The following is a 26852-nucleotide window of genomic DNA, read 5'->3' on the forward strand; positions in this document are numbered from 1 at the left end:
GAAATGTTTGACTTGCTCATTTGCTTTTTTGATAGTGTGTGCTCACTTAAAATTTAACGTTGGCGCTTTGTTTTGTTCAGTTTTCAAAGAGCAATAATGGAGCGGGTGAAGAGAATCGAACTCTCATCATCAGCTTGGAAGGCTGAGGTTTTACCACTAAACTACACCCGCATTTAATTTTAAAAGTATTTTCAGAAAGAATGGTCGGGAAGACAGGATTCGAACCTGCGACCCCTTGGTCCCAAACCAAGTGCTCTACCAAGCTGAGCTACTTCCCGTAAAATATGGTGCGCCCGGCGGGAGTCGAACCTACAACCTTCTGATTCGTAGTCAGATGCTCTATCCAATTGAGCTACGGGCGCTAATTTCTATGATGTTATTGGTGCGGCCGAGAGGATTTGAACCTCCACGGGGTTTCCCCCACTAGGCCCTCAACCTAGCGCGTCTGCCATTCCGCCACGACCGCGAAAGCGACTTTGAAAGCTTAACACCTTTTCTCCTCATTGTCAAGAAGAAAGTTATCAGTGCGGGTGAAGGGACTTGAACCCCCACGCCTTGCGGCGCCAGATCCTAAGTCTGGTGCGTCTGCCAATTCCGCCACACCCGCATAAAAAATGGTGAGCCATGAAGGATTCGAACCTTCGACCCTCTGATTAAAAGTCAGATGCTCTACCAACTGAGCTAATGGCTCTAAATAAAAATGGCTGGGCTAGAAGGGATCGAACCTTCGCATGACGGAATCAAAATCCGTTGCCTTACCGCTTGGCTATAGCCCAATAATTAAATGATAATTAACAGCCAGGTTAATATTATATCACTATAATTTTATTTTAGCAAGTATTTTTTAAAAGAAATAATGGCGGTCCCGACGGGAATCGAACCCGCGATCTCCTGCGTGACAGGCAGGCATGTTAACCGCTACACCACGGGACCAGTAATAACTATATAAAAGAAAGTGACCCATACGGGATTCGAACCCGTGTTACCGCCGTGAAAGGGCGGTGTCTTAACCGCTTGACCAATGGGCCTAGATAAAATATGTAACTGGCGGAGAAGGAGGGATTTGAACCCTCGCGCCGCTTACGCGACCTACACCCTTAGCAGGGGCGCCTCTTCAGCCTCTTGAGTACTTCCCCAAAAAAAATGGCTCCGCAGGTAGGACTCGAACCTACGACCGTTCGGTTAACAGCCGAATGCTCTACCACTGAGCTACTGCGGAATAATGAAAATTGGGTTCCTTTTTTATGCTCAAGGACCTAAGTGTTTGTCGTGAAGAACAAGTTGTTATCTTGTCGACTCTTATGATTATAAAGAGGTTACAACCTAAAGTCAAGCTTTCTTTTATGTTTTTTTATATTTTTGTTTTTCCCTCCATAAACCCTTGGTAAATCAGTGTTCCACGACATTTACCACAAACGAAACGGGTCGTGTCGATTCGTTTTTTTCTTAAATATACCTGCTGACAGTCTTCACATTTATATTGAATAGTATTCATCTTTTTCTTCACCTGGTTTGATGACAATGGCTTGCAAAATCTCGGGGCACCCACTTTTTTGAGCAAATGCCTAAAGTCAGCATCACGATGCTGATACCCTTTCTTCTCGATGTGCAGATGATAATGACATAATTCATGCTTTATGATGCCAATCATTTCTTCCAGTCCGCTTTCATCAAGATACTTCTTATTTATTTCAATGTTATGTGAACGCAGCAAGTATCGTCCTCCTGTAGTTCGGAGACGCGGATTAAAACTTGCTATGTGTTTAAAGGTCTTATTGAAGTCTTTCAACGAAATTTCTTCGACTAGTTTTTGCAATTGCCGATTATCCATTTCCCCGTCCCTTTCCTTGGTAACATGACAACCCATTATAACATAGACTAATAATACAATAGGAAAACGAAGGGAGAGAAAGCTATGCCTAATTGGTTCCAGAATCAAATTCGCAAAGCCTTTTATGAAAAGGATTATTATCAAGTGAAGATGTTGAATCAATGTTGGTTTTTTTATCAAAAAAAAGAAAGTCTTCGATTATAAATTCAACAATGAGCGGAAATATAAAAATACTTTGCACTCAAAAAAACCCCTTCTAATATAGAAGGAGTTTGACCAGCTAGTTTTGATTCTTGGGCTCGAGCATCGTTAAAGAAACCCTTTGCTTTTGAGAGTCGACAAGTTCGACCCAAACTGTCACTACATCCCCAACGGCCACTACATCCAATGGGTGTTTTACAAATCGATTGCTTAGTTTAGAAATATGCACCAGGCCATCCTGTTTAACACCGATGTCCACAAACGCACCGAAATCTACAACATTCCTCACTGTCCCTTGTAATTCCATTCCAGTTTGCAGATCCTCCATTTTTAGGACATCTTGCTTAAGCAGAGGTTTTGATAATTCATCCCGAGGGTCTCTTCCCGGTTTCATCAAATCATCTATAATATCTTTAATCGTAATTTCCCCTATTTCCAATTCATTGACTAATTCTGCGGGATTTAGTTTACCTAACTCAGCATTCAGTGCCTCACTTCCCAGATCATCAGAGGTGAATCCCATTTTCTTTAACAACTTATTCACGGCACCGTAGTTTTCTGGATGAATCGCGGTTTGATCCAAGGGCTCATCTCCATTAATGATACGTAAGAACCCTATACATTGTTCATAAGTTTTGGCACCAAGTCGGGGAATCTTCTTTAATTGCTTCCTGCTTGTAAACTTCCCTTCCACTTCCCTTTTCTTCACGATATTTTGAGCAACCGATTTTGATAAACCAGCTACATATTGTAATAGAGATGATGAAGCGGTATTTACGTTCACTCCCACTTGGTTAACAGCTGTTTCCACGACAAATGTAAGGGATCCCGATAGCTTTTTCTGGGAAACGTCATGTTGATACTGCCCAACACCCACGGATTGGGGATCAATTTTAACAAGTTCCGCAAGGGGATCTTGAAGCCTTCTTCCTATCGATACGGCGCTTCGCTGTTCTACTTGAAGATCCGGGAACTCTTCACGGGCAATATCCGAGGCAGAATACACACTGGCTCCCGCTTCATTGACAATGATATAAGAAATATTCCCTTTCACTTCTTTTAGAATATCTGCAATAAATTGTTGTGATTCACGTGATGCCGTCCCATTGCCGATTGCCACAATCTCAACTGAGAATCGCTTAAGTATATCGATTGTTTTTTCACGGGCAGCATTAAGCTTCGCAGCAGGAGGATGCGGATAGATGACACTGATATCCAGTACCTTTCCTGTTTCATCAATGACAGCCAACTTACACCCAGTCCGATATGCTGGATCTAGAGCGAGGACCACTTTCCCTTTAAGCGGAGGCTGCAAGAGCAGGTTCCGTAGGTTTTCAGAGAAAATATGAATAGCTTGATCCTCAGCTTTTTCCGTCAGCTCTTTCCTGATTTCCCTTTCTACAGATGGCAAAATCAAACGTTTGAGTCCATCTTCAATCGCTGATTTAAGAAAACCTTGAGCTTCAGACTTGGTATTTTTAATGATTTTCCGTTCCAAATGACCAATGATGATTTCTATACGGGGCAAAATGGATATTCGTAAAACCTCTTCCTTTTCACCTCTATTAAGCGCCAAGACCCGATGTGGGACGATCTTTTGAACCGGCTCCTCATATTCATAATACATCTCGAAGATTTTTTTCTCGTCCTTCTCTTCATTTTTCACAACCGAAACTACTTTCCCGGCTTTGAAGATTTCAGCCCTTATCCACTTCCTTAATTCTGCATCATCGGAAATATGTTCAGCTATTATATCCTGCGCTCCTGCAATGGCCTCTTCAATAGAAGGAACTTCTTTTTCTGCCGATATGTATTCTGCTGCTTTATCGCTAACTCGTGCATGCAATTGACATTCAAGAAGCCAATTAGCAAGTGGTTCTAGCCCCTTTTCCTTAGCTACCGTTGCTTTCGTTCTCCTTTTTTGCTTGAATGGTCTGTATAAATCCTCCACTTCCTGCAACTTTGTCGCCTTCTCGATTTGCCTTGTTAGCTCTTCCGTCAATTTTCCCTGTTCACCAATCGAACGCGTAACTTCCACTTTCCTCTGACCAAGGTTTTCTAGATAGTTCCATCTTTCCATAATGGACCGAATTTGAACTTCATCTAATGAACCCGTCATTTCTTTTCTATACCGGGCAATAAAAGGGACTGTGTTGCCCTCTTGCAGCATCTGTATGACGTTTTGAACTTGATGACTCTTTAAAGTTAGCTCATTGGATATTTGTTTAACCAAATCCTTTAATTTATCTTCTACATCGATCATTATGTTTCCCTCCAACCTTTTAATCTGATAAGTATAGTCTAGCAAATGAGAGATGAAGTTGCGAATTCCATACAAAAAAGCTCACTTCCGGATTACAGCGAAAGTAAGCTTCCTAAAATGAAAGTTGTATCATCTGCAGTTGCTGGACTGCTTTCTAAAATGCATTGAGCGTTCTTATCAATGGGGGCCAGCCTTTTTAAAAAAGATTTAGCTCCCTTAAGTTCTAAACCATCGGAATGAAGAATGAATTTTGCACTTGGTTCATATTTGTACCTCTGCGTCCTGTATTTCTGTTTCCTTCCGGATAAATACCCTGTAACAGGTAAAGGATAAACGAGTTTGTCGTCGCTAGGATTATACAAGAAAAAGCGGATGTTACCCACGGAGCTGTATACAAATTCATTCTTCTCATAAAATATTTTCAAAATGGAAACGGCCGCCCCCCGTTTATCGATTAAAACTTGATTACATGCAGCCATCAATGATTCGACATCCAGCTCATGATTACGTTTAACTTCCTCGATGACAGCATGTGAGGATTCATAAGCGAATTGTCCGCTGCCTAGCCCATCTGCCAATACGCACACAAAGTATTCTTTCGTATGAAGAAAAAAGTAATCATCACCGCAATATACCATCCCGTTTTTAGATGATTGAGAGACAAGGACTTCTATATTTTCTTCTCGCAGAATACCTTTGATCACTGAATTAACTCCGAGTTTTCAGCATTAATGGCTTCTTGAAGTTTCTTGATCGCGCGGCGCTGAAGTCTCGAAACATGCATTTGGGATATCCCCAGTTTATCGCCTGCTTCTTTTTGGCTTAAATTTTCTAAATAAGTATGTTGAATGATCATCTTTTCACGGTCACTCAACACATGCAAGACCTTTTCAAGTACTAGGCGCTGATTGACCTTTTCAAAACCTTCATCGACATTCCCGAAAATATCAAGCAATGTGACTGTACCGCCATCAGAATCCGCTTCAATAGAATGATCAACAGATAAAGCTTGATAGCTTTTTCCCATCTCCATCGCCTCTAAAACTTCTTCTTCAGTCACTCCTATACTATCTGCTATTTCATCTATTCTTGGAGAACGGTGCAGAGTGGTCGTCAATTCCTCGACAGTCATCCTGATTTTTGGACCAAGTTCTTTTATTCTCCTTGGCACATGAACACTCCATGTTTTGTCGCGCAAGAATCTTTTGATTTCCCCGATTATTGTAGGGACCGCAAAGGCCTCAAAGCTTTTGCCGAATGATTCATCATATCGACGAATGGCACCTAACAAACCAATCATGCCGACCTGCGAGATATCCTCCTGAAACGATTTCCCTTTCGCGTACTTACGGGAGATCGTTTCAACCAAACTTTTATAATGGATGACAAGATTACTTTGCGCTTCATCATCTTGATTCTCCTGATAAGCTCTAATCCATTCGTTTACTTGTTCTCTTTGTGCCTGATTAGGTTGAGACTGTTTTTGCATCCATCTCCACCTGCTCTCCTTCTAAAAACTTAGTCATAAAAACTGTAACCCCGTCATGCTGATGAATTTTCACATCATCCATCAGAGTTTCAATGAGGTAAAGACCCAAGCCTCCTTCTCTCATAAGTTCGACTTTTTGGCCATTTTCGTACGGGCCGAGTCCTTGACGAACCTCTTCGAAATTACAGCTCTTACCACTATCAGAAACCATGACCTCTAAACGGTCAGGATAAAGCCCGAAACTTACTTTCACTTCACCTTTTTCAGAATCCTTATATGCATGCTGTACTGCATTTGTACAAGCTTCGCTGGTTGCGATTTTTAAATCCTCGATTTCTTCATACGCAAATCCCATCCGGCTTCCTATTCCAGAAAGCGTTAAACGAACGACACCGATGAATTCTGGTTTTGCAGGTATTTTCATTTCGATGTAATCATATACTTGACTCATTCTAACCCACCCTCTGTACCACTTTTTATATCAATGATATCTGCAAGACCTGTAATATCAAATAAACGTCGTAACCTTTCTGATAAGCCAACTAAAGTGAACTCGCCATTATGTGCCCTTACGCTTTTAAACGCACCGACAAATACCCCAAGCCCGGTGCTATCCATATAGGAAACTTCAGTTAAATCAATAGTAATCGAAACATTTTCCTGCTCTGAAATTGGAAATAGTGACTCCCGTAGTTTCGGTGCAGTATAGGCATCAATTTCACCTTTTAGTTTTACAATAAATTCAGTATTTAATTCATTAACATCTACCGTTATATTCATCCTTGACCCACCTCTTCAAATCCTCGTCATTTCTATATCTATACCCGGAGGGAAAAATGCTAAACCTTTGATTTTAAAATAATTAATGTAAAATCATCCCTTAGTTGAAAGTTCTGCATTTTCTCCAATTGCTTAAATATATTATTCACCATTTCCTGGGCTTGTAAATGCATATTCTTTTTAATGAAACCAATAAGTGTTTCCCTTTCTATAAACCCATCATTCGTCCGGCACTCCGTTACTCCATCCGACAACAAAATGATCATATCTCCACGATTCACCGTTTTTTCATATTGGCGATACCTTGTTTTTTTATCAACCCCAAGCAACAAACCTTTTGCGTCCAAATCGCTAAAAGTCCCAGTGGCGGCATCAAAGTAAAAACCCGGTTCATGGCCAGCTGAAGCATAGGAGAATTGCCTGTCATGCGGATCATATAAACCATAGAACATCGTAATGAACATACTTGGATCCACATTATGTTCCACAACACGGTTCAAACTCTCCAGCACACTCTTCGGTTCATGCCTATGCTCAGGTAGACTATCCATCGCATATTTTATCATCGACATGCACAATGCCGCAGGAATCCCTTTCCCGATGACATCGGCTATCCCTACCCCGATACGCTCATTTTCATCTTGGACGAAGTGATAATAATCTCCATTCATCTGTCTGGCAGGTACGCTGATCGCCCCAATTTCAAGCGCTTTGATATCAGGGATTTCCGTTTCTAAAAGAGTATGTTGAACGCTTGCCGCAATTTCAATTTCCGTTTTCAGTTCCTGCTGTTGATGTCTAAGGCTTTGATGTTCACGGTAGGCAATACCATAACCCATCATGACTTCAAGCAGGAAATCGAAAGAATCCAACACTTTTCCCGGTAAATCCGGGTAAAGTTCCATTAAGTTATGTTTATGCATACTGATGATTTCTTCTGGAGATATGTTGTATTTAATATGTAGGCGGCTAATCTTTTGCCCTTGGTAGAGTGCCTGCTCATTTTGGTCTTTAAGATAAGTAGAAAGCGCCTCATGATACTTTTTCTCCATGTTCTCCCTAATATCCATAGTCCCCTCCTAACGGAGCCATTTCGTAGCGACGATCGTAGTCCCTTCACCTGGTATTGATTCAATATCGAAGTCATCCATTAATCGTTTGGCTCCAGGAAGGCCTGCTCCCAGTCCACCTGAAGTGGTATATCCATCTTCCATGACTCTGCGGATATCCTCAATTCCCGGCCCTTGGTCCTGTGCAATGATTTTCAATCCTGACTTCCCATTTATATATAGTTTTTCTATGCTCACACTGCCTTGTCCAGCATATAGATATATATTGCGGGCCAATTCGCTTATAGCCGTTGTGATCCTGGCCTGGTCGACAGTGCCGAATCCCAACTCTTTAGCGACATTTCTTCCGAGCTGCCTCGCAGCAACAATGTCCCATTCATTTATTATTTTTACGCAGGATTGGAACTCCATTCTTTAATCCCCCAGTTCCTGTTGTAATTTCTCCAGGCCTTTCTCTAAATCTAATGCTGTCAGAACATCATCGAGACTAATTCCCAGTTCAATTAATGTTATTGCAACAGCCGGCTGGATCCCCGTAATTACAACCTTTGCCCCCATAAGCTTAGACATACTGAAGACATCGCCTAATACCTTTGCGATAAATGAATCTATAAAATCTATCGAGGTAATATCTATGACAACGCCATTCGCGCTTGTTTCATGAATCTTATGCAGTAAATCCTCCTGAAATTGAAGGGCCGTCATATCATCCAATTCCCATTGTATAGAGACTAACAAGCAGTCATAAAGCTTTAATATCGGAATCCTCATACTTACCCCTCCACCTTTACGATCTTACGGCTCGTTAATTCCAACGCAACTTCTATTCCTTTTTTTAACGTATTTTTTGTAATCACTTCATTTAAATTAATTCCAAGATTAACGATGGTTTGTGCAATTTCAGGGCGTATGCCGCAGAGTATGCATTTTGCACCCACTAAGCGGACCGCTTCTGCTGCCTGAATGATATGGTGGGCGACCATTGTATCCACAACTGGTACACCTGTTATATCAATAAGAACCACTTCAGACCTATGCTTAACCACCCCAGTCAATAGGTTTTCCATAATCTGTTTAGCACGCTCTGTGTCAATTGTACCGATCAGCGGCATGACTGTAATGCCTTCCAATACAGGAATGAGCGGTGCTGAAAGCTCTTGCAGAGCTATTTTCTGCATAGAGACCGTTCTTTCCCAAGTTTGGGTATATATATTGACTATTTCATTATTTATCGGTGTGGCCCATTTATCCAAGTGGTTAACAAGATTGACTTGATTATCAGGTGTCACCAGACCTTTTTCCACCATTCCATTGATGACGATTAACGTGAATTTATGCAGTCCTTCATTGACGAATGTAAGAGGCCATCCCAATTGGACGACTTTCTCGGCAAAATCCGAAAGCTTCAATGTGAATTCTTTGTTTTTACTATCAACATTCGTGATGATCATATCTATAAATTCAGTGCTTGTTTGCGTGAACATTCGATCGGAGACGACCTTGATTAATCTTTCGTCTGTACTTTCCTTCATGATATCCATCCACTCATTCAGGATGTAATCTTGATTTTGCTTAATAAAATCGTAAACCAATTGATTCATAATATCCTCCCATTCTAACACAATTGCCAAGTTTTCCTGTTCTCGTCACGCGGATGTTATCCAACTGTAATGTTATTTCCATTTAGGTTTTCAGGGTCTCCCCACTATACCTTTTCTGTTCTTTAAGTAGTAACATCCTAACGTTTTACCCGAAATCCGGGTAAGAAAAACATCATTTAAAGAAAAGTTAGGAAAATACTATAGAAAAACAAATGAGTATTTCATTTACTACCGAATTGTATACTTTTTTATTCGTCAATTTTTTTATATTTCCTGCTGTAAATGTTTGTACGTACATACATAATGAATCCTTTCCAATCCTCATTTTATATGGCCATAAGGATTGGTCCTCAGAATCACTTTATTTTCGGGATGTTATTCAAAAAAAAAACACGATTCCCAAGTTGCAGGAATCGTGCCATCTAAAAAACATCAAGAATGATTTGTATTATAATAACGCCCGGATTAGCGGGAAAACTTTTCTCTAAAACTCAATGAGACCTAAGCTGATTTGCAAAGCTTCATTGACTTTTTGCATCATAGGTTCGTCAAGATGCGTAATTTTATCAGTTAAGCGCTGCTTATCAATTGTCCGGATCTGTTCCAATAAAATGACGGAATCTCGTTCGAATCCGTACTTTTTTGCATTAATCTCAACATGTGTTGGCAATTTCGCTTTTTGAATTTGAGCTGTAATGGCTGCCACGATCACAGTCGGACTAAAGCGATTACCGATATCGTTTTGTAAAATTAGCACCGGACGGGTTCCTCCCTGCTCTGAACCAACTACCGGGGAAAGGTCTGCGAAGTATACGTCACCACGCTTAACAACAATCAATGGCTCAGCCTCCGCTAACTAATCGTTCAACGCAATGACCAGCCTCGAATTCAGCCTGAAAGGCTTCAGAAGCAATCGTTAAATTAATGGCCGCCATTTCAATATAACCGCGTTTCATCGATTCACGAAACTCTTTCTTTTTACGTTCGCGAAGATACATTTTTGTGGCACGATAAATAAATTCACTGCGATTTACATTTTCTTCACTCGCATACCCATCTAACTCTGTTAAAAAATTTTGAGGTAATCGAATTAATATCTCTCTTGTTGCGCTGGATTCAGACACAAACATACACCTCCACCATCACTACACACCTTTATTATATATCCTTTTCAATATTACCATTAAAATGCCTATCTGCAAAGAGTATATTCTATTCTCAATCCTATTATCAGCATAATAAAGGAAATCTTATTCACAATCCTAGGATTTTTTTACAATCCTGTCATTCCAAGATGAAGTTGCGTACATGATTCAACTGATGGTCTTTTATATAGGTACGGGGGACTCTTGCTCCTATCATGCACGTTACCTCATAATTGATCGTTCCCATTTTCGCCGCTATCTCATCTACGGTAACGGATTCATTTCCATCATTTCCTATCAGGGTTACCTCTGTCCCTACAGGGATAGGTCCAGGTAGCTTGATCATGCATTGATCCATGCAAACCCTGCCGACAATCGGCACTCTTATTCCATTTACAAGAACTTCCTGACCTTGCAGCTTACGAATCCAGCCGTCAGCATAACCAATTGGCAAAGTGCCAATCCATTCATTACCTTCAGCCGTATAAGTTGCTCCATAACTAACGCTATCACCCTTAACAAGCTGCTTAATCGCGACCACCTTCGTCTTCAATGATATCGCTTGTTTTAATGGAAATGGCAAAATCGGCAGCATTTCCATAGAAGGACTTAAACCATACATGGAAATCCCCATTCTTATTGCATTCCATTCAGGATCGGTAAACCTTAAAGATGCTGCACTATTGGCGGCATGAATATACTCTGGCCTTCCAGTCAATGTGGAAAGCATTCCTTTAAATACAGCAAGCTGCTTTTTATAAAGGTCGGTTTTTATTTCATCTGCTGTAGCGAAATGAGTGAATATTCCCTGAAAGTTAAAACACGTTTCCTGTTTAAGCAAACTTTCCACTTTCATGAGTTGATCTTTATCACGAATGCCTATTCTCCCCATACCGCTATCCACTTTTACATGAACTTGCAGAACTTGTCCCGGATCTAGCATTACCTTTGCCTTCTCTAACCAGTCTAGATCGAAAACCGTCAAGGAAATCCCTTGCTCGGCAGCCAGTGCTGCACTTTCAGGCCTTGAAGCCCCCAGAACAAGAATTGGTGCCAATATTCCCTTTTTCCGCAAAGCCAGAGCCTCATCTAAAAAAGCAACACTTAAAAAATCGGCCCCCGCTTCAAGCGCAGTGTTAGCCACTTCATAGTCCCCGTGCCCATAAGCATTCGCTTTAACGACAGCAAAAAGACTAACCCCAGTTTTTAGTCTTTTTTTCATAGATGAGATATTTTCATAAATATTATCCAAATTTACTTCTGCCCACGTATCTCGATGAAATTTCGTCTCCAAGCCAATTTCCTTCTTTCTCACATTCACAATAAGATTCTTCCAAGTAGGGAAGTTTGCTTTCCATTATACGACCATTCTATAACCAACGGATAGAAAGATAAAGTGCTTTTTCACCATTGATCCTGATTTACCTATAATTTCACAAGGTGCCGAAACAGATCAAATGAAAGGATTTCAAAAGATAACAAGCCGCTTCCCCGCCTAACCTTCCAAGAAGAAACCTTCATAAGGAGACGGGAAACATCAGCTTGTTATGTATTCCTATTTGACTGGATCTCCCCCAACGGAACGGGCGACTTCTATCATCTCTTTCTGTGACAAGTCCTTTGATGCAAGCATATAATCCACACCTTCAAAAGTCCATGCAATCGTATTTCCTGTCATGGCTCCTACTGTATAACCCAAATCAACGGGTTCTCCATTCACATTCGTTGAAACGGAAGTTTGGACAACTTCAGCTTTTTCCTGAACTAATGTAAAACTTTTTGTACCCTCATATGTCAAAACGACACGATCTCCCTTTTCCGTCGTAATTTCTTTTTCTTCCGTTAAGTTCATATCACCAATATTTTCGGGGTATTTCACCGCAAACCCTTCATTTTGGACTTCTGCCATAACAGGTGCTTCAAGTTGTGCACTTGTCATGTTTTTCTTCATATCAAATGAATCTTTATCGAAAGTCGTATCGAATTTCACCTTTAAAAATTCAACTAGGACTAATGCTGTTTTATCGGGGTCCATGACTTTTACACTTACTGGAGATAAATCTTTTTTGTTTATAGTAATCTCTTGATAAGGCAACATTTTATTGTTTTGGTAGCGCGTTTTCGTTTCAAAGACATAATGTTTATCCGTTTCTTTAAATGTCGCACTTTTATCCTCCGTAATATCTTTCACCAACGACTCGAACAAATATGCCTGACTGCTGTTCTCCGGCCACTCACTTTGAAATTTAAAGCTCTTATTCAAAGCAGGTGTCAATACATACACCCCATCATCATTTTTCAAAATCATCTGGCTTTGATCTTTCTCTTCATTTTTAAGATTTACGCGGTAAAAAGAAGGGTCCTTATGCCAAATCTCCACATTATACACTTGAGGTTCGGTCCCCATCTTTAGTGTCATCTTCGCATTAGCTTTATATCCTTTCATTTCGCCAAGCTTCTCATTCAATTCACTTACTACGTCACCCTGTGATTTTTGGCCGCAAGCAGAAAGAGCAAGCAAGAGCATGATCCCTGCAAAAAGCACTAACATCTTCTTCATCTTTTCAACCCCTTTTTGTCATTTGAACGTAAAAGGGAGAGGAAAAGGCAGGATCCGGACATTGGCTCGACTGATGTCAAGAATTCTTCAGTATATTAGACGCGGACCACTCCGATCCGGCTAAAAACTTTTCGAGAGCACCTACTCTGCCATGTACCTTTTACCGGGCCTTGTCTCCCTATAGCACTAAATGTATATGAGACAACCTTAAGGTTTATGACCCGATTGGACAAAACTCAATTCACCCTTTCTATTACGACCTGAGCAACCGCGTAATCCCTGCTGTGGCTTATCGAAAGATGGACCCCTTCAGAAAATGGCTTTGATATCATTGGCTTTCCTTTTTCATCCGAACTGATTTCGATATCCAAAAAGGATAAATGCTTACCTATACCTGTACCGTATGCTTTTGAAAAAGCCTCCTTTGCTGCAAAACGCCCAGCAAAATACTCAATCTTCCTTCTTCCATTTAACTTTTCGAAAATCGAGATTTCTTTTTCAGTTAGTATACGTTCCTTTAAACGGGGTTGCCGTTTAATCAGTTTTTCCATTCTATCCAACTCAGTAATGTCTACGCCTATACCTTTAATCACTTTGACACCTCTTCTATTAAATTAATATGTTGCATAGTATTAGGAGGACCCATTTATCTATAAATGATAATATTGCATTAAAAACCGATGATAAGGAGGAATATATGTTTACTAGAACAGAAAGCTTCCGCCAATACGCCACTTCCTATCGGGCCGTAACTGTGCTCATTTTCATTATGATGATTGTTTTCGTACTCGTGCTTTTCCCCATATTTCCCGGCAATGTACTTTTTTATTATGGCACAGGTGTAAATTTATACATCGCTGATGGACAATGGTGGCGCCTGGTCACCCCCATCTTTCTACATAGCACGTTTACACATTTACTGTTTAATGGATTCTCACTTGCCATCTTTGGTCCAACCTTAGAAAAATTTCTTGGATCCGTTAAATTTTCGATCTTCTTTTTATCGACCGGAATCCTTGCGAATATCGCGACATTCTTATTTCTTCCACTGACATATAACCATGTAGGAGCTAGCGGTGCAATTTTTGGTTTACTCGGTTTCTTTCTTTACCTTGTCCTGTTTAATAAAAGTAATTTTACCAACAACGAAAGAAATACGGTCTATACACTGACCGGCATTGCCATCATCATGACCTTCATCCAACCTCAAATCAACGTCGTCAGTCATTTGGCTGGTCTTGCAACCGGCGTTTTAACAGCCCCATTATATTGGAGAAAAAAATGGTAGGACAAACAGCCGACTCTTTCCATTCAATCATTGGGAGTCGGCTGCTTTTTTGGGTAAATACCATGATTTAATTATTAGGCAATCTTCCTCTTCCACATCCACAACCCTGCCGACCCGGGAGGTGACTCCAGATTTAATCGAAGCTGAAATCGTAGCCAATTCTTTACGGTTCTGAAACCTGCTCTTTTTATATGTGATTGATTGAATCCTGCTTCTCTGCATGATCAAAGTTTGTTTAGAGAAAAAACAACTGCTTAATAGCAACAAATCCCCTTCTATACTCCACCCTGCATCTCTATATCTCATGTAAGCCCAAAAGCCTGCCAACGGCACAAGCAACAGGGAAAGAAAGCCCCAAGGTTTGAAAAACCAAACCGAGACACCGATGATCGGGACAATGTAAAGAATCCCACGAGAAACGTATCTGGAAAAAGCACGCCTAGGTAATGAATTCATCTTCGTGCTTGTTTGATAAACCGGTAAAATTTCCTGGATTTTCCCATGTAAATATTTCTTCTTGATCAAGGGGAACAGCATGATGGATAGGCTTTCTTTATCTTCCATACTTCCACCCGCATATTCAAGATAAACCGTCGCCAAGCCCATTGGCTTCCGAACGAAATTCTCCATGATCCGAATACCCTGTATTTTATGGATGGGTATAGTCAGCTGTCTCTTCTCAAGAAGCCCTCTGGAAATAATGAGTTCCTCATCCGTTTTTAAAACGGTAAATGAAGCATATTTAATGACCATACTTAATGTGGCCAGTACATAAACCACCAACAAGCCCAATATAGCAAACACAGTAAGAATAACGGTTCCCATCCCAATAAAATCTTCATAATCCTTAAAAATACGATTAAAAGGAATGATCTCATCAAACTGAGATATAAAAGCGATTCCGCCGGATAAAAAAACACCTACAGCACCTGAAGTGGCAGCCATAACGAATAATTGCGGTAATGTCTGCTTAAAAACAGAGGACGAATTAGCCAATTCTTCGTTTCCAGCACCTACATCTATCTCTTTTTCAAGAAGGCCATTCGTTTTTTTGTTTTTTTCCTCGCTTATAAAAGTATTGATTCGCTCGGCTTCACTTTTTCTTATTGCTGATAATACAGCATCGGCCTGCGCACCGCCTGCCGTTTCAATATTCAACTTCACCAGCCTGAATAGTCGCTGGATGATGCCCTCTGAAATATCTATACTATGGATCCGATCGAACTTTATATACCGCTTCTTCCTTACGAATACTCCGGACTCAATTCTAAATTCGCCGTCCTCCATCCGATATGTAAAGCGTAACCATTGAATGAATGCATGAACAATAAGAAAAAGTACAATAATGGCAATGACTAACGGTTGAATCCATCCTGGAATGCCTTCATTCTTCCCAGGAATAACGATTACTAATAAAAAAGGGATAACTAACTCCTTGATCGATTTAATAATATTGAGCAAAACAGCTATGGGGTGGAGCCTTTTAGGTTCAGACATCTTCTTCCTCCACACTCGCCATTCTAGAAATATAGTGCCGCAATTCATCTGCCTCTGCAAGGTCCAGTGCAGGTATCACATGCATGGTTGCTGCAGTGGAAATCTCAACGGATGCTAAATCATATTTTCTTAATAAAGGTCCTTGCTTCGTTTCAACATGCTGAACCCTAATCATAGGTATGAGTGTTCTTCTAATGACGAAAATACCACTTTGGATATCAATTTCCGTATTCCTTACTTCGTAACGCCATCTTTTCCATTTTACAGAAGGCATCAGAAAGATGGTCAAGTAGGCTTGAATTATCGAAATGATGATCAACGCTCCAAAAAACCAATATGTCCAATCAAAAATGATTGTTAGCACCAGTATGGCGATGCTTATAATCCATGTTATGGAACAGCCTATAAGTCCACTGATTTTCCATACGGTCAAGGCCTTATTCGATATACGATTTTCAGGTACCATGAGGTTCTCCTCTTCTGCATAGGTATATATTTGAATGAATGTCCATCATCCATCCTTCGCTTTCATCCATTATACTATAACTAAATGCCAGGAATTAACCCACTTTTCATACAATCTCATATACGGTTCATTCAATAACCGCCTAATCATATGGAAACCAATTCAATATGATTAGGCATATAAAAAATGCCGCTCAAATGAGCGGCATCTCTAATTTTAATTAAATTTTATTTGACTTTTCTCTTTTTTGGCTTGTGCTACGGTTTCCGTAACCATTCGATTTACGGTTCGTGCTTGGGCGTTTACTTGAACTGCTACCGTAATCTTTTCTGCCTGAAGAACTGCGGCCGTTGCGCTGTCTGTTATTAGAAGAACCACTGCCTCCGCGATTGCGGCGCATTGGAGATGGAGACTCTTCCGTTAACTTGATTGGCGTTTGATCCGGTTCTTTTGTCATTGTTTTAAGCATGGCTGCAACTAAATCCGCTGCGCTATGTTTTTGTAATAATTCTTCCGCTTGACCAAGGTATAATGATAAATCATCATTCTCGATTGAGGAAAGGATTTTTTCAGTTACTGCCTTTTGTTGACCTTCCAACGCTTCAGTTAATGTAGGAGTTTTAAGTTTCTCCATACGTTTTTTCGTTGTATGTTCAACCGCATGCAGTTGGCCTCTTTCTCTTGGTGTTACAAACGTAATCGCAATACCATGCTTACCCGCACGTCCTGTACGCCCAATACGGTGAACGTAGCTTTCTGGATCTTGAGGGATATCAAAGTTGTATACGTGTGTAACGCCGGAAATATCAAGACCACGTGCAGCAACATCAGTAGCAACAAGTACATCTATGCTGCCGTCTTTAAACTTTTTCAATACGGAAAGACGTTTTGCCTGGCTAAGGTCACCATGTATACCTTCAGCCATGTAACCGCGGATATTCAATGCAGAAGCCAATTCATCAACACGGCGTTTCGTACGTCCGAAGACAATGGCAAGGTCCGGTGTTTGAATATCAAAAAGGCGTGCCAGTGTATCGAATTTTTCACTTTCTTTAAGTTCCAAGTAATATTGTTCGATACGATCGACTGTCATTTCTTTTGCTTTTACACGCACAAGAACTGGTTCATGCATGAATCTTTCAGCAATTTTACGGATCGGATCAGGCATTGTTGCTGAGAAAAGCAATGTTTGTCTTTCATCAGGAACAGTTGAAAGGATTGATTCGATATCCTCAATGAATCCCATGTTAAGCATTTCATCCGCTTCATCAAGAACTACGGTGTGAACTGTGCCCAATTTAATATTTTTACGTTTGATATGGTCTAGAAGACGACCAGGTGTACCAACGATAATATGTGGTTTTTTCTTTAAAGCCCGGATTTGACGATCGATATCTTGTCCACCATAAACCGCTAGTACACGAGCGCGTTTTCCGTAACCAAGTTTGAAAAGTTCCTCAGAAACTTGAATGGCAAGCTCACGTGTAGGTGCAATAACGATTCCTTGCACGTTTTCGTTATTAATATCAATGTTTTCCATCAATGGAATACCGAATGCTGCTGTTTTACCTGTTCCTGTTTGCGCTTGACCGATGATATCTTTACCTTCAAGTGCTAGAGGTATCGTTTGGGCTTGAATCGGGCTTGCTTCTTCAAATCCCATTTTTTCTATTGATTTCATAGACGTTCTATCTAATCCTAATTCGCTAAACAATGTCAATGTTTTCGTACTCCTTTTTATATCGTAAATTTACACGTGCATTCAATAATCATGCACAGATGTTTAGTTCAAATCCTCATCATCATGACGGATGTTCTACTTTATCTCTTATGAAAAAGTTTATCATTATCACCTAAAAGTATGTCTGCCTTTTAGTTCAAATGAACTCAATATGATTTTTTAAAAAGGAAATATACCAGTACGGGCATTCACTGGCATTTTTAGCTTCGCGCACGTGTAGACTTATTTTTAACATACGCTCATCTTTTTAAAAGTACATGTAACCAAAATTAAATTCAATATGGAAAATTAAAAGTAGCATAAACGGGTGTTTCACCGTTTTATTCAGGTGAGGGCTGCTGCACATTATTCAACAGACTTAAAAAGCTGTATGAACAAAACTTGACGAGAGCCAAGACTCTTATACAAAACAGGCCCGGTGCGTTGAGGATTTGCAGAAGTGGAAAAGCGCTTAAATGCGGCTTGATTCCCTAATAGCTACTAAAGCCGCCAAGAGATGCAGCTTTTATATATGACCAGACGCGCGGCCTATTTAATCTAAAATAATCTCAAGAATGAACTCATGAAACATGTAAGAACATGCGATTTTATTGCCTCAACCTGATTAATTGAATTAATCATCAATGATAAGACATTTAAACTCATACTCATATTACCATTTTCAAACTGTTTTTGCAATAAAGGATATGACCCCATTCATGGTTACTAAAAACATTAGGTCGATTCTAAAATGCGAACTGCATGGGAATCCACTGCGCTGCTTCGGTTCGGCAAGGAAGAAAGCAAGTTCATTTTAATCCAAAATGTGTAACTTTATTGAAGGACGAAAAGATTCAGATTGATTTCAGCTTTCCCTTTAGAGAAGCAAAGTCCTGATCCAACAAAAGGTTTACCCTAGTTACTTTATCCAATTTTAAATAAATCGATTCTTTCTTGGTGCAGCCTAATAGATGTAAATGTTAAATGAATTTTCTAAACGAACATCTTATATATACATGATATGTGTCTTAATCAAATAGTTTCACAATCCTTTTCCAAGAATGATTTGTTGCCATATTTATGCCGAATTCCTTCTATCATCCCATAGATACAAAAGGTCTTTATCCCCAATCACCTTTATATATCCAGGCATTTAAGATCATCAAAAGTTTGAAAAATCAATTTATTCAAGAAAAAAAGGTAGTAAATCGTTCTAAATGCAGTATGATTGACCTATCAACAAAACACTAAGGGGGGTTGTATGAATATTTACACAATCGATATCCCTATATGTAGGGAGTTTAGTTTGCTGTTAGGGCAAACGAACAAACATGTCATCTTTTTGGAGGATCCACTCAATCAAAGCCATCTCTTCCAGGATTCAACGGACTTAATGCAATCCTTATTCATTTTACCTTTACACATATCAAAAGATTCTTGGAAACAAACCGCTTTGTTCGCCTTAGCTGAATCTTATGAAATCCCTATCTTATTTATTTACAAACGAACTAACGATATGAAGAATCCTCCTGCATTACCTAAAAGAACCTTTTATGAAACAATTGCGGTCCCAGCCGATCCAGTAGAGGTCAGAATTAAATTAAAATCACTCCAAAACATCAGCATGCAACTGTTCACAGCAAAAATGAATGGGCAAGAACTTGAAAAGATCAGCAAGAAATCAGCAAGGAGTCTGCGAATTGCAAAAAGCTTTCAACGTTCAGGTTTACCGATGCCGATCAAAAAAAAAGATATAGAAGTCAAGGGTCTTTCTCAGCCATCTAGTGAACTGTCAGGGGATTTATTTTACTGGACGGAGATCGATGGCGGGAAATACAGTTTCATCATGATCGACGTGTGTGGAAAAGGCATTCATACTGCACTTATAAACATGTCCATACGTACTTTGATGCCCGAGCTTATCAAACGGGTAAAGGATCCAATTTTCATAACAAAGGAACTCAACAAGCATATGGGGGATTTTTTCCAAGGAATGCAAAGGGAAAATACAACCATCCCTTGCTTTACAGCCTTCATAGCAAACGTGAATACAAAGGATAGACTCATCGAATATGTGAATTGCGGACATCCTCCAGCCTTTATGTATTCCCCTTGCACCAATCGGTTCCTCAATTTGAATGAGGGAGCTATCCCCATAGGACTCTTTCCTGAAATGTCCATAAAAAAAATAGTATTGCATTATGAGCCAGGGAGCCGTTTCATCATCTATACAGATGGTCTTTCTAAAACGCCCAGCCCCTCAGTCGCAGACCGATCTGAAAGTATCGAGATGGAATTTATCGATAATGTCCACCTTGATACACATGACCTTCTGCAGAAGTTATTGGTTTCAAGGATGAGACATTCGGAGATTAATGATGATATAAGCATTATTGCAGGTACACTTTTTTAAGTACATGAAAAAGGCCGATTCAATAAGATTCGGCCTTTTTCATTCTTTTTTACTTTTGTAAGGCTTGAACGACTTCCTCCAGCTTCATGCCCCTAGAAGCTTTTACAAGAATGATGTCATTTGCCTGTGTAGACGTCTTCAGTTCATCTATCAGCTCCTGCTTATCTTGAAAAGAACGCACATTCTCCGATGGAAACGTTTTGCTCGCTCCCTTGGCAATAAACTCGGCTAATGGCCCATACGTGAAGACCTTATCAATACGATCACCAGAAATCAATTCACCAATTTTCAAATGAAAGTCATTTTCCTGCGATCCTAACTCTAACATATCTCCTAGCACAAGTATCTTATTCTCAAAACCGGATAACCCCTCAATCAATTCGACAGCAGCCTTAACGGAGGTTGGACTGGCATTATATGCATCATTGATGATTTTCTGCCCTTTTGCACCTTCGACCAATTCCATCCTCATATTAGTTAACTGAATGGTTGATAAACCTTCATGGATCGCTGAATCAACCACATGGAATTCTTTAGCTGCCAATATAGCTGCCAATGCATTAAGAACATTATGATGGCCTAATACGGGTATCTCATAGTTTATTTCCTTTTCACCACATGTGATTGTAAATGTGGTACTGTCCGACCCTTGGGTGATGGTCTGTGGAAATAAATCATTTTGTTCTGTACGTCCAAAAGATATGACGTTTAATTCAGGGAAGTCCGTTTTTATCCGATTCCTAAGCAATGGCTCATCGCCATGATATATCAGCGTTCCGTCTTTCGCTAAACCTTCAACAATTTCCAGCTTTGCATTGGCAATTTCCTCACGTGATCCCAAATCCAATAAGTGTGATTCACCAATATTGGTTATGATGGCCACATCCGGTTTTGCAATCTTGGATAAAAACTCGATTTCACCGCGGCTGCTCATTCCCATTTCCAAAACAGCTGCTTCGGTATCCTCATCCATGGAAAGCACCGTGAGTGGTAAGCCTAAATGATTGTTGAAGTTCCCATTGGTTTTATGAACCTTATACGTAGTGGCCAGAAGGGCAGCCGTCATATCCTTCGTCGTTGTTTTACCGTTGCTGCCTGTTATTCCAATGACTTTTATATTCAACTGCTGACGATAAGAACGCGCTAATTGCTGCAGTGCATTTTCAGTATTTTCGACAATGATTATCGGTAAACCGTCAGGTGGATTGGGAACATCGCGTTGCCAAAGCGAAGCCGCCGCTCCTTGCGCTAAAGCTTGCTTGACATACTGATGGCCATCAACCTGCCCACCCTTAAGTGGAATGAATAAACATCCTTCCTTTACCTTCCTTGAATCGATGGTAACACCATGAATTCCTTTGGACAGGAATGGAGTGATATCATTCAATCCATCTGTCATTTCATGTACTTGTTTTAGCGTTCTCTTTATCATTTTGTTCCTCCTACATTCATTAAACCGTTAACCACTCTCTCCTACCCATTAACCAAATGAAGCAGAAACCAGTTTAAATCGCACCGGCTCCTGCTGATTGGAATCCACCAAAACATTTTTGGTGGATTGTGAAGTTTACTGAGACATTACCTGCATGATCAAACTGTATATTTGATTTGTTGTTTTTCTTGATGACGTTCCAAGGCAAGCTTCACGAGTTTTTCAATTAACGCTGGATAGTCAACATCTGTGTGCTTCCACAATAACGGAAACATGCTGAAAGGAGTAAACCCAGGCATTGTATTCACTTCATTAATATAGATTTGGCCCTCATTCGTTAGGAAGAAATCAGCGCGAACCAATCCCGAGCAATCTAATGACTTGAAGGCAGTAATGGCCATTTCAGATAAAGCTGCATACTCGCTTTCCTTTATCTCCGCTGGAATGACCATCGCTGAATTACCGTCAACATATTTTGCTGAATAATCATAGAACGCGAAATCTTTCTGAGGGATGATTTCGCCTGCCACTGAACAAGACGGGTCATCATTACCAAGAATGCCAAACTCGAGCTCACGAGCTACGACCCCTTCTTCAATGATGATCTTCCGATCGAATTGAAAAGCTTCCGCTACCGCTTTTTCCAGCTCATCAGCATCATTACATTTGCTGATACCGACACTCGAGCCTAAATTAGCAGGTTTGACAAAACATGGGTACCCAATATCATCCGCTACCTTTTTTATGGCACTTTCAGTATTTTTCTCCCATTCAGAACGAATGAACCAAGTGTATTTGACTTGAGGAAGTCCTGCCTGGGCAAAAATGTTTTTCATGATAACCTTATCCATTCCAGCTGATGAAGCTAAAACGCCATTGCCTACATAAGGGAGATTCAATAGTTCCAGCATCCCTTGTACGGTTCCATCTTCTCCATTTGGTCCGTGAAGCAACGGGAAAATTACGTCATACCCTGTTGATTCACTATTTTCATCAGTTGAATGTGCTTGCAAGGCAAGAGGCGAGCTCGATTTTTCCGGTGAAAATGTCAGAGCCTCTACACTCTCAGCAGGTCCTGTTAACTTCGGTCCATTAATCCATGAACCTTCTTTTGTTATGTAAATCGGATATATATCAAACTTTGCTAAATCGAGAGCTTTAATGACCGCTAAAGCTGTCTGCATAGAAACCTCATGCTCCGCAGATTTTCCACCATAAAGCAATCCAAGTTTAGTTTTCATGAGTTATTACCCTCCAATATTCTTTTAACCATGTTCATTGTATCATTTTACACTAAAACGGGAAAAGCGAAACTTCCATCATTGGTTCTTTTCCAATGATTACTAACAGTGGTACACAGGATAAATTCGCCACGTCCTGTGGCAACTCCTGTGCTAGCATATCCTATGCGTCGAAGCCATTCGGGCATTTACAGGCTGTTTTTTACCCATATTTTTAATTTGGATTTCCATTCGATACCCATAAACCTTCATTTCCACCGATACCCTACAGCCTGTTAATGCGGGGAAAAGCGAAACTTCCATCATTGGTGCTTTTCCAATGATTACTAACAGTGGTACACAGGATAAATTCGCCACAATCCTGTGCATCCCCCTCTCTTATCTTTTATGCATGAGGTAGTAAGTCTTACACCTAAAAAAATTCAAGAATGGGAAATAGGCGAATCAATAAAGTCTTAAGATGGGAATAATCAGGAAAGTAATTTGTTTTTAATAACGCATTCCCATACTTTCTCTTTTCGATTGAAGGAAATGAAGACGTCCGGCTCCTTCAAATTTCTATCCGAAAAGTCTTCATGCATCTCATCCATGTTTAAATAATCTCCCACGACCCATGCCGGTATCTCAATCTTCGTTCTTGAGTACTTAACGTCCCGAAATGAAAAAATTAGCCCTTCTGCGAGAATGGGAGCCAAGGAAGCAATGATTTCTGCAGGAATGGCCGTCAATTCTTTTTTCTTTCTGATCCCAAGCCAAGTCCTCTCCACTTTTGACGGCTCAAGCTTTAGCGGAATTAGACTACCCAACATCATATAATATGTCGAAAGAGAACGAAAATATATTTTATTGAACCAGCCATCATCCTGTGCAAGATACACAAATTGATTATTCAATTTACGAAAAAATGGAGGCTCCAAATGAGTTTTCGTATGCCCTAAATATAAAAGTTCCGATAATTCCTTTCCATCCAATTCATCCAGCCCTTCCGCTTCTTCAAAATCAATCCAACAGAAATCTCCATATGCCCGGACATTTTCTTTAACCAGCTTAGCGATATCCTCAGATGAAGCGCTCTCAAGCAGAACATTCAAATTGTATTCCCCACCATCGAATTGATGTTTCAATAATAAGATGGAATCCAAGGTATATGGCAGTGAATAGGCAAATTCGCGAAAATTGAGTCCATTAAAAAGGACAAACCTTTCGGAAGCTTGCATATGCATATATAAAATATCATTGCTATCATTCTTCATAACCTGTTCCCCTCCGAGCTTTCAATCAATAATGTTATTTTATCAAACTTTTTGGATTTCAAGTAAGTTATGTAACCCAGAATTTTTATCCCGCATCGTGTGAATAAATGGAAAACCGAACTCTATACTCACCTTATAAGATAAGGAACAAGCTCGACAATTTCAAATATCCATATTATAGTAAAAATAAAGGTCTGGAGGAATTGACGATGGATAAAATTGAAAAAGGTTTTATCATTAATTCTTTTCATGAAGCAGCTTCCCTTTATGCTCAAGCAACAAAAAAGATAGGGCTTTGGCAATCGGAAAAATATGCATTCGAAAAATATTTATATCCGGATGATACGATCCTTGATATCGGATGCGGAACAGGAAGAACCACCTTCGCGCTGTATAAAAAAGGATTTCAAAAAATAACCGGATTTGATTTAACTCCTGCCATGCTTTCTGAAGCTGAAAAAATATCGCACGAAGATAACCTGGATATACCATTTATTCTTGGCGATGCAGCCAACCTCCCTTTCAACAACTCATCTTTCGATAAAGCAATCTTCGCCTTTAATGGTTTTATGCAAATCCCCCAGCGAAAAAACCGTACTTTAGCTTTAAAAGAAATCAACCGTATTTTAAAACCTGAAGGCATCTTCATTTTCACTACACACGACCGTGATAAAAATGAAAATTACCTGAACTTCTGGGAGCAAGAGGAAATTATTTGGTGTGAAGGTAAACAAGATGAGAGGCTTTATGAATTCGGGGATATTTTCACACCTGGAAAAATACTTCAGAATGATACTTATCTTCATATCCCAAACCAACTTGAAGTACTTGATTGTCTTGAAGAAGCAGGATTTATAGTCATCGAGAGCTTTTACCGAAGTGAATTATTCCATGAAAGCGATGATGTCATCAATTTCTCATCGGATTGCCGCTTTTGGATCGTTCAAAAATAAACATTCGTTTTTCAAAATCAAAAAAATCCAGAGTGAGGATATCACTCTGGATTTTTGGATCAAGAAACTTGTTCTAGTTCTTCTTTGGAAGGAGGGTTGAATTGACCTTCCCATTTAGAGATGACGATTGCTGCAAGTGAATTACCGATAACGTTTACTACTGTACGTCCCATATCAAGAATACGGTCGATACCAGCGATAAATGCTAAACCTTCAATAGGAATACCGACAGTTCCCAATGTCGCTAAAAGAACTACGAAAGATACACCCGGTACACCGGCAATCCCTTTGGATGTGATCATTAATACTAGCATTAACGTGATTTGCTCATACGCGCTTAAATCAATTCCGTACATTTGAGCGATGAAAATAGCTGCTAACGCTTGATATAATGTAGAGCCATCAAGGTTAAAGGAGTATCCAGTCGGAATAACGAATGTTGCAATATGTTTCGGACATCCCGCTTTCTCCATTTTTTCCATGATTTTCGGAAGCACCGCTTCTGAACTTGCTGTGGAGAATGCAAGAATCAATTCCTCTTTAAGAAGCTTAATCAACGTAAAGATATTGAATCCTACAAACTTTGCAATAAGACCCAGAATAACAAGGACAAAGAATATCATTGTTCCGTATACAGAAAGCGCTAACTTACCTAATGGAATTAAAGATTCCAAACCGAATTTGGAGATGGTCACACCGATTAGTGCAAATACCCCGATAGGAGCGAATTTCATGACCATGTTAGTTAGGTAGAACATTCCTTCAGCTGTACCTTGGAAGAAACGGAATACCGGTTTACCCTTTTCACCGATAGCCGCAATACTAAGTCCAAACAATACTGAGAAGAAAATGATTGCTAACATATCTCCTTCTACCATAGCTTGTACTGGATTCGACGGCACAATGTGTACGAGTGTATCTACAAACGATTCATGCTGCTTAGTTTCTGCTGTATCAACATATGTGGAGATATCCGTTTGTTCCAGATTATCCATATTCACACCAGCACCAGGCTGGATGATATTCGCAGAAATCAGACCAACAGCAATCGCAATCATAGTTACCGCTACAAAGTATGATAGTGATTTAGCTCCTAATTTACCTACCGCTTTCAAATCACCTACACCGGCAACTGCAACGATAAGACTTGACACAATGATTGGCACAACAATCATTTTAATCATTCGCAGGAAAATGTCTCCGAATGGCTGTAAAAAGTTTTGGGCAGTCGCATTACCATAAAAAATGGCACCAACAATTATCCCTAAAATTAAACCAATGAAAATTTGGCTAGCTAAACTTAATTTGATTTTCTTCATATACTTTCCTCACCTTCCATAAAGTCTTTGATGCAAAAACATTTTGTCTCGGTAAGGGAAACAAGATCGTAATAGAAAGAAAGTAATTTTTCTTTTTTTGAAAAACTCTGTCTTTACGCCGAAAAAAAAGACACTTCATGTGTCGATTTCTTATTGGCGTGAATATTCACACATGTTCCCTTGAAGACGCTGACGAGGTTAGCTGTCGGGTTAGGATTGGAAACACAAAAAGCCCTTTCATTTCTGAATTCACCCCTAGCGGATAGGAATCCACAAAATTGGGTCCCCCGTTCTTGGAATAAGATTAAGCGAGTTAACTTATAATAAAAT

The 26852-nt window shown here is 39.9% G+C and carries 27 protein-coding genes, 11 tRNA genes and 1 riboswitch; of the genes, 4 read left to right on the forward strand and 34 right to left on the reverse strand.

The annotated features are described in order from the left end of the window. Positions 1–97: 97 nt before the first annotated feature. The 12 genes from ACFWE9_RS17220 to ACFWE9_RS17275 all read right to left on the reverse strand — a co-directional run bounded on the left by ACFWE9_RS17220 (position 98) and on the right by ACFWE9_RS17275 (position 1831). A tRNA-Gly gene (locus ACFWE9_RS17220) sits at positions 98–171 on the reverse strand. Between the two features lie 30 nt (positions 172–201). After that, positions 202–278, reverse strand: a tRNA-Pro gene (locus tag ACFWE9_RS17225). Positions 279–285: 7 nt separating this feature from the next. Further along, a tRNA-Arg gene (locus ACFWE9_RS17230) sits at positions 286–362 on the reverse strand. An 18-nt stretch (positions 363–380) separates the two neighbouring features. After that, positions 381–466, reverse strand: a tRNA-Leu gene (locus ACFWE9_RS17235). A 59-nt stretch (positions 467–525) separates the two neighbouring features. After that, positions 526–607 (reverse strand) — tRNA-Leu (locus ACFWE9_RS17240). Between the two features lie 8 nt (positions 608–615). Then, positions 616–691 (reverse strand) — tRNA-Lys (locus ACFWE9_RS17245). Between the two features lie 10 nt (positions 692–701). Next, positions 702–776, reverse strand: a tRNA-Gln gene (locus ACFWE9_RS17250). Positions 777–857: 81 nt separating this feature from the next. Then, positions 858–933: transfer RNA gene (locus ACFWE9_RS17255), tRNA-Asp, on the reverse strand. 23 nt (positions 934–956) lie between these two features. Next, positions 957–1028 (reverse strand) — tRNA-Glu (locus ACFWE9_RS17260). A 17-nt stretch (positions 1029–1045) separates the two neighbouring features. Further along, positions 1046–1136, reverse strand: a tRNA-Ser gene (locus ACFWE9_RS17265). A gap of 8 nt (positions 1137–1144) precedes the next feature. Beyond that, positions 1145–1219, reverse strand: a tRNA-Asn gene (locus tag ACFWE9_RS17270). 132 nt (positions 1220–1351) lie between these two features. Further along, positions 1352–1831, reverse strand: coding sequence for a SprT family protein (locus tag ACFWE9_RS17275; RefSeq protein ID WP_377357851.1), 480 nt, complete (start codon positions 1829–1831; stop codon positions 1352–1354). Positions 1832–1915: 84 nt separating this feature from the next. Here ACFWE9_RS17275 and cmpA point away from each other — a divergent pair, with 84 nt between their 5' ends. After that, the gene (gene cmpA, locus ACFWE9_RS17280) at positions 1916–2035 is read left to right on the forward strand and encodes a cortex morphogenetic protein CmpA (protein WP_089364909.1); all 120 of its coding nucleotides are present in this window, start codon (positions 1916–1918) and stop codon (positions 2033–2035) included. Positions 2036–2111: 76 nt separating this feature from the next. Here the strand turns inward: cmpA and ACFWE9_RS17285 are convergent, their stop codons facing one another. The 14 genes from ACFWE9_RS17285 to acpS form a co-directional block, all read right to left on the reverse strand. Next, positions 2112–4295: a Tex family protein gene (locus tag ACFWE9_RS17285; RefSeq protein WP_377357853.1), complete on the reverse strand. Its 2184-nt coding sequence runs from the start codon at positions 4293–4295 to the stop codon at positions 2112–2114. A gap of 92 nt (positions 4296–4387) precedes the next feature. Beyond that, entirely contained in the window at positions 4388–4999 is a 612-nt protein-coding gene (locus ACFWE9_RS17290) for a PP2C family serine/threonine-protein phosphatase (RefSeq protein ID WP_230162415.1), read from the reverse strand. Next, positions 4996–5784 carry an RNA polymerase sigma factor SigB gene (gene sigB / locus ACFWE9_RS17295; protein WP_063236357.1) on the reverse strand — a complete coding sequence of 263 codons (789 nt, stop codon included), beginning with the start codon at positions 5782–5784 and terminating at the stop codon, positions 4996–4998. Before sigB ends, ACFWE9_RS17290 begins: the two co-directional genes overlap by 4 nt. Continuing rightward, the gene (gene rsbW / locus ACFWE9_RS17300) at positions 5762–6235 is read right to left on the reverse strand and encodes an anti-sigma B factor RsbW (protein WP_230162410.1); all 474 of its coding nucleotides are present in this window, start codon (positions 6233–6235) and stop codon (positions 5762–5764) included. Before rsbW ends, sigB begins: the two co-directional genes overlap by 23 nt. Further along, entirely contained in the window at positions 6232–6564 is a 333-nt protein-coding gene (locus tag ACFWE9_RS17305) for an anti-sigma factor antagonist (RefSeq protein ID WP_054400551.1), read from the reverse strand. The genes rsbW and ACFWE9_RS17305 overlap by 4 nt, the downstream gene beginning before the upstream one ends. A gap of 59 nt (positions 6565–6623) precedes the next feature. After that, complete coding sequence (locus tag ACFWE9_RS17310) at positions 6624–7634, reverse strand: PP2C family protein-serine/threonine phosphatase (protein WP_377357857.1); 1011 nt, start codon at positions 7632–7634, stop codon at positions 6624–6626. Between the two features lie 9 nt (positions 7635–7643). Next, the gene (locus tag ACFWE9_RS17315; RefSeq protein ID WP_377357859.1) at positions 7644–8045 is read right to left on the reverse strand and encodes an anti-sigma regulatory factor; all 402 of its coding nucleotides are present in this window, start codon (positions 8043–8045) and stop codon (positions 7644–7646) included. A 3-nt stretch (positions 8046–8048) separates the two neighbouring features. Continuing rightward, positions 8049–8405 (reverse strand): STAS domain-containing protein, encoded by a 357-nt coding sequence (locus ACFWE9_RS17320; protein WP_034306376.1) that lies wholly within the window; start codon positions 8403–8405, stop codon positions 8049–8051. 2 nt (positions 8406–8407) lie between these two features. Further along, entirely contained in the window at positions 8408–9235 is an 828-nt protein-coding gene (locus ACFWE9_RS17325; protein WP_230162405.1) for an RsbT co-antagonist protein RsbRA, read from the reverse strand. A gap of 484 nt (positions 9236–9719) precedes the next feature. Further along, complete coding sequence (locus ACFWE9_RS17330) at positions 9720–10070, reverse strand: type II toxin-antitoxin system PemK/MazF family toxin (protein ID WP_034306610.1); 351 nt, start codon at positions 10068–10070, stop codon at positions 9720–9722. Between the two features lie 7 nt (positions 10071–10077). Next, positions 10078–10359 (reverse strand): CopG family ribbon-helix-helix protein, encoded by a 282-nt coding sequence (locus ACFWE9_RS17335; protein ID WP_034306380.1) that lies wholly within the window; start codon positions 10357–10359, stop codon positions 10078–10080. A 160-nt stretch (positions 10360–10519) separates the two neighbouring features. After that, on the reverse strand, positions 10520–11674 hold the full coding sequence (gene alr, locus ACFWE9_RS17340; protein ID WP_230162403.1) for an alanine racemase: 1155 nt from the start codon (positions 11672–11674) through the stop codon (positions 10520–10522). A gap of 261 nt (positions 11675–11935) precedes the next feature. Further along, positions 11936–12940 (reverse strand): LolA family protein, encoded by a 1005-nt coding sequence (locus tag ACFWE9_RS17345; RefSeq protein ID WP_377357862.1) that lies wholly within the window; start codon positions 12938–12940, stop codon positions 11936–11938. A 236-nt stretch (positions 12941–13176) separates the two neighbouring features. Further along, on the reverse strand, positions 13177–13533 hold the full coding sequence (gene acpS / locus ACFWE9_RS17350; RefSeq protein WP_230162399.1) for a holo-ACP synthase: 357 nt from the start codon (positions 13531–13533) through the stop codon (positions 13177–13179). 104 nt (positions 13534–13637) lie between these two features. On the opposite strand from acpS, the gene ACFWE9_RS17355 reads away from it, so the two are divergent. Beyond that, positions 13638–14228: a rhomboid family intramembrane serine protease gene (locus ACFWE9_RS17355; RefSeq protein WP_230162397.1), complete on the forward strand. Its 591-nt coding sequence runs from the start codon at positions 13638–13640 to the stop codon at positions 14226–14228. 27 nt (positions 14229–14255) lie between these two features. Here the strand turns inward: ACFWE9_RS17355 and ACFWE9_RS17360 are convergent, their stop codons facing one another. The 3 genes from ACFWE9_RS17360 to cshA all read right to left on the reverse strand — a co-directional run bounded on the left by ACFWE9_RS17360 (position 14256) and on the right by cshA (position 17911). Then, positions 14256–15725 carry a PH domain-containing protein gene (locus ACFWE9_RS17360; RefSeq protein WP_377357864.1) on the reverse strand — a complete coding sequence of 490 codons (1470 nt, stop codon included), beginning with the start codon at positions 15723–15725 and terminating at the stop codon, positions 14256–14258. Next, entirely contained in the window at positions 15718–16191 is a 474-nt protein-coding gene (locus ACFWE9_RS17365; protein WP_230162392.1) for a PH domain-containing protein, read from the reverse strand. Before ACFWE9_RS17365 ends, ACFWE9_RS17360 begins: the two co-directional genes overlap by 8 nt. 220 nt (positions 16192–16411) lie before the next feature. Next, positions 16412–17911, reverse strand: coding sequence for a degradosome RNA helicase CshA (gene cshA / locus ACFWE9_RS17370; protein ID WP_230162390.1), 1500 nt, complete (start codon positions 17909–17911; stop codon positions 16412–16414). A 1261-nt stretch (positions 17912–19172) separates the two neighbouring features. Between cshA and ACFWE9_RS17375 the strand changes: the two genes are divergently transcribed. Next, complete coding sequence (locus ACFWE9_RS17375; protein WP_377357867.1) at positions 19173–20324, forward strand: PP2C family protein-serine/threonine phosphatase; 1152 nt, start codon at positions 19173–19175, stop codon at positions 20322–20324. Positions 20325–20373: 49 nt separating this feature from the next. Here ACFWE9_RS17375 and ACFWE9_RS17380 read toward each other — a convergent pair whose 3' ends face one another. The 4 genes from ACFWE9_RS17380 to ACFWE9_RS17395 all read right to left on the reverse strand — a co-directional run bounded on the left by ACFWE9_RS17380 (position 20374) and on the right by ACFWE9_RS17395 (position 24250). Continuing rightward, positions 20374–21756: a UDP-N-acetylmuramoyl-tripeptide--D-alanyl-D-alanine ligase gene (locus tag ACFWE9_RS17380; protein WP_377357869.1), complete on the reverse strand. Its 1383-nt coding sequence runs from the start codon at positions 21754–21756 to the stop codon at positions 20374–20376. A 158-nt stretch (positions 21757–21914) separates the two neighbouring features. Further along, a complete protein-coding gene (locus ACFWE9_RS17385; RefSeq protein WP_230162384.1) occupies positions 21915–22997 on the reverse strand; it encodes a D-alanine--D-alanine ligase in 1083 nt (360 codons plus the stop codon). A gap of 153 nt (positions 22998–23150) precedes the next feature. After that, positions 23151–23354: a hypothetical protein gene (locus ACFWE9_RS17390; protein WP_230162380.1), complete on the reverse strand. Its 204-nt coding sequence runs from the start codon at positions 23352–23354 to the stop codon at positions 23151–23153. Positions 23355–23467: 113 nt separating this feature from the next. Continuing rightward, positions 23468–24250 (reverse strand): hypothetical protein, encoded by a 783-nt coding sequence (locus tag ACFWE9_RS17395; RefSeq protein ID WP_230162378.1) that lies wholly within the window; start codon positions 24248–24250, stop codon positions 23468–23470. Between the two features lie 209 nt (positions 24251–24459). On the opposite strand from ACFWE9_RS17395, the gene ACFWE9_RS17400 reads away from it, so the two are divergent. Then, on the forward strand, positions 24460–25203 hold the full coding sequence (locus ACFWE9_RS17400; protein WP_377357872.1) for a class I SAM-dependent methyltransferase: 744 nt from the start codon (positions 24460–24462) through the stop codon (positions 25201–25203). Positions 25204–25262: 59 nt separating this feature from the next. Here the strand turns inward: ACFWE9_RS17400 and ACFWE9_RS17405 are convergent, their stop codons facing one another. After that, a complete protein-coding gene (locus tag ACFWE9_RS17405) occupies positions 25263–26522 on the reverse strand; it encodes a cation:dicarboxylate symporter family transporter (protein WP_230162374.1) in 1260 nt (419 codons plus the stop codon). Positions 26523–26694: 172 nt separating this feature from the next. Further along, positions 26695–26843: riboswitch (cyclic di-AMP (ydaO/yuaA leader) on the reverse strand. Positions 26844–26852 lie beyond the last annotated feature (9 nt).

The sequence above is a fragment of the Peribacillus sp. NPDC060253 genome (assembly GCF_042727425.1).
Classification (GTDB): Bacteria; Bacillota; Bacilli; order Bacillales; family DSM-1321; genus Peribacillus.